Below are 13,105 nucleotides of genomic sequence, written 5' to 3'. Positions count from 1 at the left end.
TCAGGCTGCCTTGCTCCGAACTTGCGCGCCCACCTTGAAAACGAAGCCGGCAACGGCTTCGATTTCATCGTGCTGGTCGAAAAGGGCAGGGGAGCCCTGTCCTGCAATGGTCAGCGCCAGCGCATCCAGCCGCCGCCGGACCATTTCCTCATAGGTCTCGCGCCGCAATTGGTCCGTCAGTTGCGTGCGCAGGATCATCAGCGGAACGCCATTCAACGCGTCGAAGAGTGGCCATTGCGGCGTGAGTACATCGTTGAAACTGATGGCCTCCAAAGGCGCCAGCAAGCGCTCATCGAATAGCGGCAGCGCTCGTCCACGCTTGTCGATGGTATGGCTACGCTGCGCCAGGGCGTCGAGCGCCTCCTCCGAGAGTTCAGGATAGTCGCCCGCCAGCATGCGGCGGAATCCCGCCGCGACGCGCTTGGCGCCCCTCAACCCGTCGATGTGCTTGAGATTGTTACGTAATCGCACAATACCGCGCGAATCGACCATCGGCCCGGCATCGAGCAGGATGGTGCCTGCCACCAGCAACGGATGTGCGGCGGCCAGCGCCATGGCAACCTGCCCACCATGGCCCTGACCCAGAACAATCGCTCGCCCTATGCCCAAGGCTGCCAGAATATCGGCGACGTCACGCGCATCGCTAAGCGAGTTGTAGTCTTCGGCCTTCGTCCGGTCATCGGCGCGGCCGCGACCCGGCAGGTCAATCAGTACCATAGGCCAATTGCCCGTCCCCAAGCGCCTGAAATAGCTAGCGAAATCAGCAAAATCGCTCATGTTTCGCTGCAGGCCCGCGAGGCACACGAGCGGTATTTTCCCCCGGCTCAGGGGCGCGGTGACATGCACTGCCGCCCGCACTGTGGCGTCGCGCGTTTCGATGAATTGCACCGGAAAAGCAGCAAAAGGCTTGTGATCGGGCGGAACGACGCGGCGTTTGCGCAACATGGATTTATCCCCGGGCCCTCGGGCTCGGCTCTGTTGTGCCCGTCCGAAGGCATGACGATCAAGCCCCTGATGTTTTTGCGCCGCAGCTTTTTGCGCAGAGCGGCTCAAGCGCGCCATTCGTCTTGTGACAGATTGAACTTGAAAGTATGGTGCGCGTCTCCGAAGGCCCCTTCGGCCACAATCCCGATCATGCGCAGCCCGGTTTTCCGGGCCAATTGAGGAATACCGACAAAATGTTGCGAGGTTCGATCACGGCACTCATCACTCCCATGCGCGATGGGGCAGTGGATGAGAAAGCCTTCGCAAGCTTTGTCGAGTGGCAGATCGAGCAAGGCTCGCATGGCCTCGTTCCTGTCGGCACCACGGGCGAAAGCCCGACCGTGAGCCACGAAGAACACCGCCGCGTCGTCGAAATCTGCGTCGAAGTGACCAACAAGCGTGTGCCGATCATCGCGGGCGCTGGCTCCAATTCGACTGCCGAAGCCGTTTCACTGGCCAAGTTCGCCGAAGAAACCGGCGCCGATGCCGTGCTTTCCGTCGTGCCCTACTACAACAAGCCGAACCAGGAAGGCCTCTTCCAGCACTTCTCGGCTGTCGCCAAGGCTGTCGGCATTCCGGTTATTCTCTATTCCGTGCCCGGCCGCACGATTGTCGACCTGACCGTCGACACCATCGCGCGCCTTCGCGACGCGCATTCCAACATCATCGGTGTCAAGGACGCGACCGGCAATCTCGAACGCGCCACCATGCAGCGCGTCAAGCTCGGCAAGGATTTTATCCTGCTCTCGGGCGACGATAGCACCGCATTGGGCTTCAACGCCCATGGCGGCCATGGCTGCATTTCGGTGACCGCAAACGTGGCACCGCGCCTTTGTTCGCAGATGCAGGAACTCTCGCTGGCCGGTGATTTCGCCGGTGCCCGCGACATCAACGACAAGCTGGCTTTCCTCCACAAGGACCTGTTCATGGAGCCCAATCCGGCTCCGGCCAAGTATGTGGCGAACCGCTTGAATCTCTGCGCCAATGAAATGCGCTTGCCGCTGACCCCGATCAGCAAGCCGACCCAGGACGCGATGGACTTTGCAATGAGCCATGCAGGGCTTATCTAAGCTTTATGGCTACACCCAAAAACGACAAGAACAAGAACGGATGGATCAGCCACGGCCTCGTGGCTGAGAACCGTCGCGCGCGCTTTGATTATGAGATCGGCGATACTCTCGAGGCCGGCATCGAGCTGACTGGCACCGAGGTCAAGTCGCTGCGTATGGGCAAGGCACAGATCGCCGAGTCCTATGCTTCCCCCGAAAAGGGCGAACTCTGGCTGATCAATTCCCACGTCCAGGAATACCTGCAAGGCAATCGCTTCAACCACCAGGAAAAGCGCCCGCGCAAACTCCTCGTGAGCAAGAAGCAATTGGCCCGCCTCGATCAGGAAGTCGCCCGCGCCGGCCACACGATCGTGCCCTTGAAACTCTATTTCAACGATCAGGGCCGGGCGAAGCTGCTCATCGGCATCGGCAAGGGCAAGAAGAATTTTGACAAGCGCGCCACCAGCCGCGACCGCGACTGGAACCGTGACAAGGCCCGCATCATGAAGGAAGGCGGGCGGGGCTGAGAGCCGCGCTCGTTACTTCAGACTTCTCTTCAAAATGCACCGCGTCATTCCCGCGAAAGCAGGAATCTCTGTTTCCGTGCAATGGGATTCCCGCTTTCGCGGGAATGACGCGGTGGGAACAAGGGAGGCTGGGCCACACCCTATCAAAGGGGGGCGCGCATCACATGTTCCCCGTCAAGCCTCCACTGGCCTCTGCACCTGCGGGCGGCCCACGGTCTTTGCCAATTCCGCCACATCGAGGAAAAAGTCTGCCTGCCGCCGGAGATCGTCCGAGATCATCGGCGTCGACGTGGTCAGCGTCGAAACCACCGTCACCCGCTTGCCCTTGCGCTGCAGCGCTGCGACCAGTGCGGTAAAATCGCCGTCGCCGGAAAACAGGATGAGGTGGTCGAAATAGGGGGAGAGCTCCAGCGCATCGACGCAAAGCTCGATGTCCATATTGCCCTTCACCTTCCGGCGCCCGAGAGCGTCGGTGAATTCCTTGGCCGGCTTGGTGACGACCGTATAGCCATTATAATCGAGCCAGTCGATCAGGGGCCGGATCGAGGAATATTCCTGATCCTCGATCAGCGCGGTGTAATAATTGGCCCGCAAAAGATAGGCCTTGCTGCTGAATTCGCTGAGCAGCTTGCGATAGTCGATGTCGACGCCAATCGCCTTCGACGTGGCATAAAGATTGGCGCCATCGATGAAGAGCGCAATCTTCTCCCGTGGATCTACGGCCATGCTTTTCAAATTTCCTTAATGAAATGAGTTGGTTGCAATCACACTGCGCCCATCTGCCCCGGGGCGCGGCGAGGCAATCTCGCCCTGATGCTTATCTTAAGTTCTCTATCCGTATATTTTCTCGGGATCGGCAGTGCAAGAGGAGTCGCTTTTGGGGTCAAGCTTGCTATCCCGGTTAACGTGGTGTATGCGGAGACTTTCTCCCCACAATTTTGGAGACGTTCGTGGCACGCGTCACCGTTGAAGACTGCATCGAAAAGGTCGACAATCGCTTCGACCTCGTGCTCATGGCCGCTCATCGTGCGCGCATGATTTCCTCAGGCGCCCAGATCACCGTATCGCGCGACAACGACAAGAACCCTGTCGTTGCCCTGCGTGAAATCGGCGATGGCACCATTTCGCCCGATGACCTGCATGAAGACCTGATCCACTCGCTGCAGAAGTATGTCGAGGTCGACGAGCCCGAGAGCCATGCTGCTCCGCTCATCGAGAGCGCCGGCGACGACGACTCGATCAACTTCGATACGATCAGCGAAGAAGAACTGCTGCGCGGCATCGAGAGCCTCGCGCCGCCGGAACGCCGCGACGACTAAGTCGATCGGCTGGCACCAGCAAACTATGAAACACCCTCGGCTTGTCCGGGGGTGTTTCGTTTACTGCACTTCGAAACTGTCCTTCCGTCTCTTCCTATTTTCATTCAACGCGCTAAGTATGGAATCTTCCGAGAGCGGCGACTTCCATGATGCGTCAGTATGAGCTCGTCGAACGTGTTCAGGCCTATAACCCGAACGCCGACGAGCAGTTGTTGAATAAGGCCTATGTCTACGCCATGCAGAAGCATGGCTCGCAAAAGCGCGCCTCTGGCGACCCCTATTTCAATCATCCGCTCGAAGTCGCAGCCATTCTCACCGAATTGAAGCTCGACGATGCCTCGATCGCCGTGGGCCTGCTCCACGACACTGTCGAAGACACCGACGCGACCCGCGCCGAGATCGACCAGATTTTTGGCGCCGAGATCGCCACCATCGTCGATGGCCTGACCAAGATCGAACGCCTCAACCTCGTCAGCCGCGAGGAAGCCCAGGCCGAAAACCTGCGCAAACTCCTGCTCGCCATCAGCCAGGACGTGCGCGTCCTCCTGGTGAAGCTCGCCGATCGCCTGCACAATATGCGCACCCTGCAATACATGCGCGCCGACAAGCAGCAGCGCATCGCCCAGGAAACCATGGATATCTATGCCCCGCTCGCCGGCCGCATGGGTATGCAGGACATGCGCAACGAGCTTGAAGATCTCTCCTTCCGCATTCTCCAGCCCGATCACTACAAGGCGATTATCGAACGCCTTGAGCATCTGCAGGCCGAGAACAAGGAAACCATCGACACCATCACACGCGAACTGACCGAGCGCCTGTCGGCCGAGGGCATCACTCCGCGCGTCAAGGCGCGGGTGAAGTCGCCCTATTCGATCTTTTCGAAAATCCAGCGCAAGTCCATCGCGCTTGAACAGCTCTCCGACATGATTGGCTTCCGCGTCATCGTCGGGTCGACCGAGGAGTGCTACCGCACCGTCGGTTTCATTCACACGACATGGAAAGTCGTGCCCGGCCGCTTCAAGGACTATATCTCGGTCCCCAAGCACAACGATTATCGCTCGATCCACACCACGATCGTCGGCCCCAGCCGCCAGCGCGTCGAGCTGCAGATCCGCACCGAGGAAATGGACCGCATTGCCGAATTCGGCATCGCGGCGCATGCCCTCTACAAGGATGGCTCCTCGGCCAATCTCGGCCGCATCGAGAACGAGTCCCAGGCCTATGGCTCGCTGCGCCAGTCGATCAGCCACCTGACCTCGGGCATCTCCGCCGAAGACTTTCTCGAATACACCAAGCTCGAGCTCTTCCAGGACCAGGTCTTCTGCTTCACCCCGCGCGGGCGCCTCATCGCCCTGCCGCGCGGCGCGACGCCCATCGACTTCGCCTATGCGCTCCACACGGACATCGGCGATACCTGCGTCGGCGCCAAGATCAATGGCCTGATCCTGCCGCTCGTCACCCAGCTCCGCTCCGGCGACGAAGTCGAAATCCTGCGCGACCAGAACCACCGCCCGCCGAGCAACTGGATCGGCATTGCGGCCACCGGCAAGGCCCGCGCCGCCATTCGCCGCGCCGTGCGACAGTCGACCATGCAGCGCGCTTATGCCCTGGGCGAACACGTCCTCAACATGATGCTCGAACGCGAAGGCGTCATGCTCGACGATAGCGAGAGCAAGACCCTCGCCGAAGAACTCGGCCAGGTCGGCAAGCGCGAATTCCTCGTCGCCGTGGGCGAAGGCAAGATCGGCAGCGAAGATCTCGGCAATGCCCTCGCCAAGGTGAAGGGCATCCGTAAGCGCCGCCGCAAGCTCGACCTGCCCGTGGCCGACACGGCCGATGGCTGGTTTGCCCTGCGCGCCACCGATCAGTTCAAGTTCCGCGTGCCCGGCGGCCAGCATGCCGGCCCCAATGCCAAGGCAGCTCTCGCCCAGCTCGATTTCCACACCCCCGTCACCATGTCGGGGGAGGGGGTCGTCCCCGGCGATCGGCTCGTCGGCATTCTGGAACCCAATGCGCCACTCACCGTCTATCCCATCCATTCCGACGCGCTGATCGAAAAGCACGACGGCGATGTCGCCTGGGTGGATGTCCGCTGGGATGTCGCGGCGACTGAAGACAAGCTCTACGCCACCGTCATCTCGATGGAATCGGTCAACCGTCCCGGCTCGCTGGCACAGATTTCGGCTGCCATTGCTTCGTGTGAGGCCAACATCAACAATCTGGTCATGCGGATGATTTCGCCCGACTTCCACCAGATGATTTTTGAAATCGAGGTCCGCGACCTTGCGCAATTGACCGATGTTCTGGCAACGCTCAAGCGCAGTCCCGGCCTTTCCGCCGTCCAGCGGGCTGGCCTGAGGGAAGCGAGCATGATCTCGACCCTCGAATGGGACGGCAAGATAGACAGGAGTGCGCGCCGTGACGAAAGATGAAGTGCTGGATACTTTCCGCAAGTGTGGCGCGCTGCTCGAAGGCCACTTCATCCTGTCCTCAGGCCTCCGCTCGCCGCTGTTCCTGCAGAAGGCCAAGGTGTTTCAATACGCCGCCGAGACCGAAAAGCTCTGCAAGGCACTGGCCGAGAAGATCAAGGCTGAAGTCCCCGGCGTCACCAAGGTCGTCTCGCCGGCCATCGGTGGCATCATCCCCGGCTACGAAACCGCCCGTCAGCTTGGCCTGCCCGCGCTTTACACCGAGCGCGTCGAAGGCCAGTTCGAACTGCGCCGCGGTTTTGAGATTTCGCCTGACGACAAGGTGATCGTCGTCGAAGACATCGTCTCGACCGGCCTCTCCATCCGCGAATGCGTCGCCGCCCTCCGCGGTATCGGCGCCAATGTCGTGGCCGCCGCTTGCCTCATTGACCGCTCGGCCGGCGAAGCCGATGTGGGCGTGCCGCTGGTCTCGCTCATCGAATTCAAGGTCCCGGCCTATCCGGCAGATCAGTTGCCGCCCGAACTCGCCGCCATCCCGGCTATCAAGCCCGGCAGCCGCGGCATTCAGGGCGTGAAATAGTGGCCCGGAGCCGCGAACGAGGAGCAAGAAAATGATCATCGGCCTCGGCTCCGACCTCATCGAGATCCACCGCATCGGCGCTGCGCTCGACCGCCATGGCGAGCGCTTCACCCACCGCTGCTTCACCGAACTCGAACGCGCGAAATCCGACCGCCGCGCCCAGCGCGCCGCTTCTTATGCCAAGCGCTTTGCGGCCAAGGAAGCCTGCTCCAAGGCTCTCGGCACCGGCCTTAGTTTCGGCGTTTATTGGCGCGACATGGGCGTTGTGAACCTGCCCTCGGGCAAGCCCACGATGAAACTCACCAATGGCGCCCTGCGCGCCCTGGAGCGCCTTGTCCCGGCGGGCCACGAGCCCCATATCCACATCACAATTACCGACGACGCGGGCCTGGCGCAGGCTTTCGTCATCATCGAAGCGCTGCCGGTTGACCCTGCAAGGGCAAGCGTCTAACGCTCTCGTCAGCGCTGATCCTGGAATTGCAATGACCCAATCCGCCCAAAAACCTGCCAAGAAATCCGCCGCCAACGAGTGGTGGGATACTTTCGTGGTCATTGTCGAAGCGCTGCTGATCGCCATCGTGCTGCGCTTCTTCCTCTATCAGCCCTTCTCCATCCCCACTGCCTCGATGCAGCAGACGCTGATGATTGGCGACTACTTCGTCGCCAACAAATTCGTCTGGGGCTATGGCAAGCATTCGTTCTCGCTCGGCCGCTATGGCGATTTCGCGCTGCTCGATTTCGAACTGCCGATCTCTAACCGGATCATGGGCCGCGACCCGAACCGCGGCGACATCGCCGTGTTCCGTCCGGTTCCGCAGAACATGGAATACATCAAGCGCGTCGTCGGCCTGCCGGGCGATCGCATCCAGATGATCGAAGGCCGCCTCTATATCAACGGCACCATGGTTGAGCGCGAAGAGCTTGGCAAAACCATCGATACCGACAGCAATGGCGATGCCCGCGAAGTGACCGTTTATCGCGAGACCTTCCCGGAAGGCACGACGCACATCATCCAGGAAATCTCCGACAACGCGCCGCTCGACAACACGCCTGAATATGTCGTGCCCGCCGGCCACTTCTTCATGATGGGCGACAACCGCGACCGCTCCGCCGATAGCCGCGTCCTGAGCCAGGTCGGCTATGTGCCCGCGGTCAATCTCATCGCCAAGGCCGAAGCCCGCTTCTTCTCCATCAAGAACAATATTCCGCCCTGGCAGATCTGGCAGTGGCCCGCCAACGTCCGTTGGGACCGCATGATGCAGGGCGTCGATAGCGACAAGCCGTTCTTCACCACGGAAGCGCTGTGAGCCGGCGCGACAAAAGCCACGAAAAGCTTCAGGTCCGGATCGGTTACAATTTTGCCGATCCGGACCTTCTCGCTCGTGCGCTGACCCATTCGAGCGCCGTTTCCCCCGGCAAGCGCGTCGAACGCTCCTATCAGCGCCTCGAATTCCTCGGTGACCGCGTGCTTGGCCTCGTCGTCGCCGACATGCTTTATCAGCGCTTCCCCAAGGCGAACGAAGGCGAATTGAGCCGCACGCTCAATACGCTCGTGCGCAAGGAAACCTGCGCCGTCATCGCCCGTCAGCTCGACGTTGGCCCCGAATTGATCCTTGGCGACAGCGAAGCCCGCACCGGCGGCGCCGAAAAGGAAGCCATTCTGGGCGACGTCACTGAAGCCATCATTGGCGCCATCTATCTCGATGGAGGCCTCGAAGAAGCTCGCACCTTCATCGAGCGCCATTTCGAAGAATTCATCGCCGATGGCCAGACGCATCGCGCCGATGCCAAGACTACGCTCCAGGAATGGGCCCAGGCCCGCGGCCTTGAGCCGCCGACCTATGCCCTGGTCGAGCGCACCGGCCCCGACCACGCCCCCGAATTCACCATCGCCATCGATCTAGCGGGATTTGACCGCATCTCGGCGACCGGCCCCTCGAAGAAAATCGCCGAACACAAGGCTGCCGAGGACTTCCTCAAGCGCCAGAAGGTTTGGAAGGAAAGCTGATGACCGAACCCGCCGATCTCACCAACACCTCCTGCGGCTTCATCGCTCTTGTCGGTGCCCCGAACGCCGGCAAGTCGACCCTGCTCAATTCCCTCGTCGGCACCAAGGTTTCCATCGTCACCCACAAGGCGCAGACGACGCGTAGCCAGGTTCGCGGCGTCCTGACGCTGGATCAGGCCCAGCTCGTCTTCATCGACACGCCCGGCATTTTCGCGCCAAAACGCCGTCTTGAGCGCGCCATGGTCGATAGCGCCTGGGGCGGGGCAGGGGATGCCGATCTCGTCGCCTTCATCATCGACGTCGATCGCGGCATCACCCCCGATATCGAAATCCTCCTTGAGGGCCTCGAAAACATCAAGCAGCCGCGCGTGCTGATCCTGAACAAGATCGACACGGTGAAAAACGAACGCCTGCTGACGCTCTCGCAAACGCTCAACGAGCGCCTGCGCTTTGAAGCCACCTTCATGCTCTCGGCCCTAAAGGGCCACGGCGTGCAGGACTTCATCGACTGGTGCGTCAAGCACATCCCGCCCGGCCCCTGGCATTTCCCCGAAGATCACCTCACCGATCTTACCATGGCCATCACCGCCGCCGAGATCACGCGCGAAAAGCTGTTCCTGCGTGTGCACGACGAGATCCCCTACAACTCCACGGTCGAAACGGAATCCTTCAAGATCCAGAAGGACGGCTCCTACAAGATCGACCAGGTGGTCTACGTCACCCGCGACAGCCACAAGAAGATTGTGCTCGGCGCCGGCGGCCAGACCATCAAGTCCATCGGTGCGGAAGCCCGCAAGGAACTGATGGAAATGTACGAGGTGCCGATCCACCTCTTCCTTTTCGTCAAAGTCCGCGAAAAGTGGGCTGATGATCCCGAGCGCTATCAGGAAATGGGCCTCGAATTTCCGCAGAACAAGAAGTAGCCGTGCCCCCTCAGGGCACGGCCGCGTAGTTCGACATATTCGCCTCGATGCCGAGGGCGCTGAGGAACTGGGCGGGATCAAAACCACTCATCCCCCGCTTTTCCATCATGGCGGTCTTGGCATTGGCAAAGGCCGCCTCGCTTTCCCATTCCACCACCGTCACCACATTGAAGCGCTGCGCGCCGGAATGGTGCTCCAGCACCAGGTTCTGCAGGCAGCCCTTCTGCTTGTCGAGAAAATCCTTGGTGTCCTGCACCTGTGCCATGAAGGCTTCGCGGGCCTCTGCCGGCACGGCAAAACTGTCGATACGAAAGACAGAAGCATTCTTGGCTTGCGCTGGGGTGTTCATCTCTGGTCTCCATGCTGAGGTCGTTCAACTGATCCGTTGAATTGACAGTATGCTGTCAAAACGGTATTGTGCTGTCAATATGAATTCATCCATGGCGCTGAGCGCCCTGTTCCTCGATATTTTCCGTGCCAATGCCCTGCTCGTGGCGTCGGGCGATGACCTCGTCGCGCCGCTGGGCCTCACCAGCGCCCGCTGGCAGGTGCTTGGCACGGTCGCCATGGCGCCGACACCGCAGCCGGTCGCCCACATCGCCCGCGACATGGGTCTCGCCCGCCAGAGCGTCCAGCGTCTCGTCAACGAATTGGTCGATGCTGGCCTTGTCGACCTCAAGGACAATCCGCACCACAAGCGCGCCAAGCTCATTTGCCTCAGTGAGGCAGGTCGCCGCTCGTTCGACGTGATCCATAAATTTCAGCGCCCTTGGGTCGATGGGCTTGCGGAAGGGCTCGAAACGGAAAAAATAGCCATCGCTGCCGAGGTGTTACAGAGCTTGCGCGCAAGACTGGAACAGCGACTTGGCGATCAGGCGGAGTGAGCGCGAATGACCCAGACGCAGACTGATTGGCTGAGCCGCCTCATCGCCCTTGCGATCGCCCTGGGCGCATGGGTCGGCCTTGGCATCACCCTCGAAGGGCAGGTGGTCAAGTTCGGCTCGTTCTTCGTCTCGCTCTGGGTGCTCTCCGGCTATTTCACCATCCTCACCAATTTCCTCGTGGCCGTCGTTTTCACAGTCCTCGCGCTCGGCGGTCGCCACAGCATCCATCCGCGCTTCCTCGCCGGCGTCATGCTGGCCATCGTGCTTGTCGGGGTCGTCTATGGCGTCCTCTTGCGCGGTCTGCAGGAACTGACGGGCGTCGAACTCATCTCCAACATGCTCCTCCACCAGTTGATCCCCCTGTTGGTCCCGATCTACTGGTTTTTCTTCACCCCAAAGCTCACGCTTCGCTGGACCGATCCAACGCTCTGGGCCATCTATCCGCTGGTCTATCTCGTCTATGCCCTGGCCCGCGGCTTCTCCGAAGGGCACTTCGCCTATCCCTTCATCGATGTCGGCACCAACGGCACGGCCCAGGTCGCCGTCACCGTTCTCATTATCACCGCACTGTTCCTCATCGTCGGCCTCGGCGTCGTCTGGATCGATCGCCGGATTGGTGCAAGTGCAAATCCCGCGGGCGTGACAGCCTGACGTGGAATGGACCGGTCAAGCCCTGCTTATTGGCGTCCGCCGCCACGGCGAAACCAGCCTCATCGCCGAGGCCATGGTGGCAGGCCGCGGGCGCTGCTTGGGCCTCGTCCGCGGCGGCCGATCCTCAAAACTCGCGCCCGCCCTGCAGGTCGGCAATACCATCCAACTAACCTGGCGCGCCCGCCTCGAAGACCATCTGGGCACCTTCACCGTCGAACTCATGCAGAGCCGCGCTGCCGACCTCATGGCCGACCGCTCAAAGCTCTACCTCACCCAGCTCGTCTGCGACCACCTGCGCCTGCTGCCCGAGCGCGATCCCCACGACCGCCTCCTGGGCGAGGCTCTGTCGCTCATCGACAACCCACCCGACGGCCCCGCGCTGGCACGCTTTGAACTCGCTCTCCTCGACGAACTCGGCTTCGGCCTCGATCTCTTTAGCTGCGCCGCCACCGGCGCCACGACCGATCTCACCCACGTCTCTCCCAAAACCGGTCGGGCCGTCTCCCGCGCCGCCGCCGCCCCCTATCTCGATCGTTTGTTGCCGCTCCCCAGTTTCCTCCACGAACGTGGCAATGCCTCCCCCGACGACATCCGCGACGCCTTCAAGCTGACAGGCCATTTCCTCGATCGCCACATCTGGTCCGCGCGCCAGATCGACCATCCATCCGTCCGCGAAGCGTTGATCGATATCCTCAGCAGAGACCATTGACGTAAAAATATGATTTGATAAGTCAGCTTTATATCGACCAATACCGGAGCTGACGATGATCAGGTTTGCTGGCGCCATGGCGGCGCTTGTTTTGATGGCCTTGCCGCTTGTCGCTGCCGAAACGCGCACCTTCGAGGCGGCAAACGGCGCCGTGGAAATCCCCGCCGATCCGCAGCGCATCGTTTCGCTGCACGATCTCAGCATCACCCTGCCGCTCGTCGAGTTCGGCGGCGTCGACAAGATCGCCGGCAGCCATGGCCGCGTCGACGACGCCGGTGAGCCCTATATCCGCACCGTCAACACTCTCTACGGCGTCGACTACGACAATTCGGACATCGAATTCGTCGGCATCTTCAACGAGATCGACCTCGAAAAGATTGCGCTGCTTGAGCCAGACCTCATCATCGGTCGCGCCGGCAACGACGACAAACTGCTCGAAAACCTCAACAAGATTGCCCCGACGGTATTGATCGACGTCGTCGGCCTCGATTATTTCGGCCGCATGCACGCAGTCGCCGATGCCGCCAATCTCACCGACGAATACGATCGCCGCCTGGCGCTCTACCAGCAGCAGATCGCCGAATCCCGCCGTCTCGTCCCCGACGCCGCCGACATCTCGGTCTCCATCATCCAGCCCTGGCCCAAGGACGGCTACATCAACGGCTCGCGCACCTACTACGCCCTCTCGCAGGTGCTCGACGATATCGGCTTCGCCAAGCCCAAGGTCATCGCTGACATCACCGACGCGAGCGGCGACGCCGAGTTCAGCCCCGAATTTCTCCCCGAGCTCGACGCCGATTTCGCCTTCAGCACCTATGAGATCGCCTCAAGTGAGCAGGCGAGCCCCCAGCTGATCCGCGAGGCTTTCGAGGCGCTGATCCCCGGTTTCTGCGACATCGTACACTTCTGCCGCAACCATCAGCTCGTCATCCTGCCCCGCTCGCCGATCTACGCTTCGTCGTTCCGCTCGCTCGAAATCGCCAATGACTCCGTGCTGACCCATATTGCCGGCCGCGAATTCGTCCCATTTGCCCAAAACTGA

Annotated in this window: 16 protein-coding genes; 13 read left to right on the top strand and 3 right to left on the bottom strand. The window is 61.0% G+C overall.

From position 1 onward, the window contains the following. Window positions 1-1,053 (bottom strand): alpha/beta hydrolase, encoded by a 1,053-nt coding sequence (locus NVV77_RS02075; protein WP_295410241.1) that lies wholly within the window; start codon window positions 1,051-1,053, stop codon window positions 1-3. A 125-nt stretch (window positions 1,054-1,178) separates the two neighbouring features. Here NVV77_RS02075 and dapA point away from each other — a divergent pair, with 125 nt between their 5' ends. Further along, entirely contained in the window at window positions 1,179-2,054 is an 876-nt protein-coding gene (gene dapA / locus NVV77_RS02070) for a 4-hydroxy-tetrahydrodipicolinate synthase (protein ID WP_295410594.1), read from the top strand. A 5-nt stretch (window positions 2,055-2,059) separates the two neighbouring features. After that, window positions 2,060-2,560 carry an SsrA-binding protein SmpB gene (gene smpB, locus NVV77_RS02065; RefSeq protein ID WP_295410238.1) on the top strand — a complete coding sequence of 167 codons (501 nt, stop codon included), beginning with the start codon at window positions 2,060-2,062 and terminating at the stop codon, window positions 2,558-2,560. A 174-nt stretch (window positions 2,561-2,734) separates the two neighbouring features. On the opposite strand, the gene NVV77_RS02060 is transcribed toward smpB, so the two are convergent. Further along, window positions 2,735-3,286 carry an NYN domain-containing protein gene (locus tag NVV77_RS02060; RefSeq protein ID WP_291420536.1) on the bottom strand — a complete coding sequence of 184 codons (552 nt, stop codon included), beginning with the start codon at window positions 3,284-3,286 and terminating at the stop codon, window positions 2,735-2,737. A gap of 224 nt (window positions 3,287-3,510) precedes the next feature. Between NVV77_RS02060 and rpoZ the strand changes: the two genes are divergently transcribed. From rpoZ to era, 7 genes are all read left to right on the top strand, one after another. Then, a complete protein-coding gene (rpoZ, locus tag NVV77_RS02055) occupies window positions 3,511-3,879 on the top strand; it encodes a DNA-directed RNA polymerase subunit omega (protein WP_056309918.1) in 369 nt (122 codons plus the stop codon). A gap of 146 nt (window positions 3,880-4,025) precedes the next feature. Further along, window positions 4,026-6,311, top strand: a complete 2,286-nt coding sequence (locus NVV77_RS02050; RefSeq protein ID WP_295410234.1) for a bifunctional (p)ppGpp synthetase/guanosine-3',5'-bis(diphosphate) 3'-pyrophosphohydrolase — start codon at window positions 4,026-4,028, stop codon at window positions 6,309-6,311. Beyond that, complete coding sequence (pyrE, locus tag NVV77_RS02045; protein WP_295410232.1) at window positions 6,298-6,888, top strand: orotate phosphoribosyltransferase; 591 nt, start codon at window positions 6,298-6,300, stop codon at window positions 6,886-6,888. The genes NVV77_RS02050 and pyrE overlap by 14 nt, the downstream gene beginning before the upstream one ends. A gap of 31 nt (window positions 6,889-6,919) precedes the next feature. Continuing rightward, window positions 6,920-7,339 carry a holo-ACP synthase gene (acpS, locus tag NVV77_RS02040; RefSeq protein WP_295410230.1) on the top strand — a complete coding sequence of 140 codons (420 nt, stop codon included), beginning with the start codon at window positions 6,920-6,922 and terminating at the stop codon, window positions 7,337-7,339. A 31-nt stretch (window positions 7,340-7,370) separates the two neighbouring features. Continuing rightward, a complete protein-coding gene (gene lepB, locus NVV77_RS02035; protein ID WP_295410228.1) occupies window positions 7,371-8,195 on the top strand; it encodes a signal peptidase I in 825 nt (274 codons plus the stop codon). After that, the gene (gene rnc, locus NVV77_RS02030; RefSeq protein ID WP_295410226.1) at window positions 8,192-8,896 is read left to right on the top strand and encodes a ribonuclease III; all 705 of its coding nucleotides are present in this window, start codon (window positions 8,192-8,194) and stop codon (window positions 8,894-8,896) included. Before lepB ends, rnc begins: the two co-directional genes overlap by 4 nt. Further along, window positions 8,896-9,819 carry a GTPase Era gene (era, locus tag NVV77_RS02025; protein WP_295410224.1) on the top strand — a complete coding sequence of 308 codons (924 nt, stop codon included), beginning with the start codon at window positions 8,896-8,898 and terminating at the stop codon, window positions 9,817-9,819. Before rnc ends, era begins: the two co-directional genes overlap by 1 nt. A gap of 10 nt (window positions 9,820-9,829) precedes the next feature. On the opposite strand, the gene NVV77_RS02020 is transcribed toward era, so the two are convergent. Continuing rightward, window positions 9,830-10,168 carry an antibiotic biosynthesis monooxygenase gene (locus NVV77_RS02020; RefSeq protein WP_295410222.1) on the bottom strand — a complete coding sequence of 113 codons (339 nt, stop codon included), beginning with the start codon at window positions 10,166-10,168 and terminating at the stop codon, window positions 9,830-9,832. Window positions 10,169-10,259: 91 nt separating this feature from the next. On the opposite strand from NVV77_RS02020, the gene NVV77_RS02015 reads away from it, so the two are divergent. From NVV77_RS02015 to NVV77_RS02000, 4 genes are read left to right on the top strand one after another with little or no spacing between them, the layout of a single operon-like run. Beyond that, window positions 10,260-10,703: a MarR family winged helix-turn-helix transcriptional regulator gene (locus tag NVV77_RS02015; protein ID WP_295410219.1), complete on the top strand. Its 444-nt coding sequence runs from the start codon at window positions 10,260-10,262 to the stop codon at window positions 10,701-10,703. A gap of 6 nt (window positions 10,704-10,709) precedes the next feature. Then, window positions 10,710-11,354 carry a Pr6Pr family membrane protein gene (locus NVV77_RS02010; RefSeq protein WP_295410217.1) on the top strand — a complete coding sequence of 215 codons (645 nt, stop codon included), beginning with the start codon at window positions 10,710-10,712 and terminating at the stop codon, window positions 11,352-11,354. Between the two features lies 1 nt (window position 11,355). Then, window positions 11,356-12,063, top strand: a complete 708-nt coding sequence (gene recO, locus NVV77_RS02005; protein ID WP_295410215.1) for a DNA repair protein RecO — start codon at window positions 11,356-11,358, stop codon at window positions 12,061-12,063. Window positions 12,064-12,118: 55 nt separating this feature from the next. Further along, on the top strand, window positions 12,119-13,105 hold the full coding sequence (locus NVV77_RS02000) for an ABC transporter substrate-binding protein (protein WP_295410212.1): 987 nt from the start codon (window positions 12,119-12,121) through the stop codon (window positions 13,103-13,105).

The sequence above is a fragment of the Devosia sp. genome (assembly GCF_024707125.1).
Classification (GTDB): domain Bacteria; phylum Pseudomonadota; class Alphaproteobacteria; order Rhizobiales; family Devosiaceae; genus Devosia.
The sequence above is the reverse complement of the archived record's forward strand: the minus strand, read 5'-3'. Positions and strand labels throughout refer to the sequence as shown.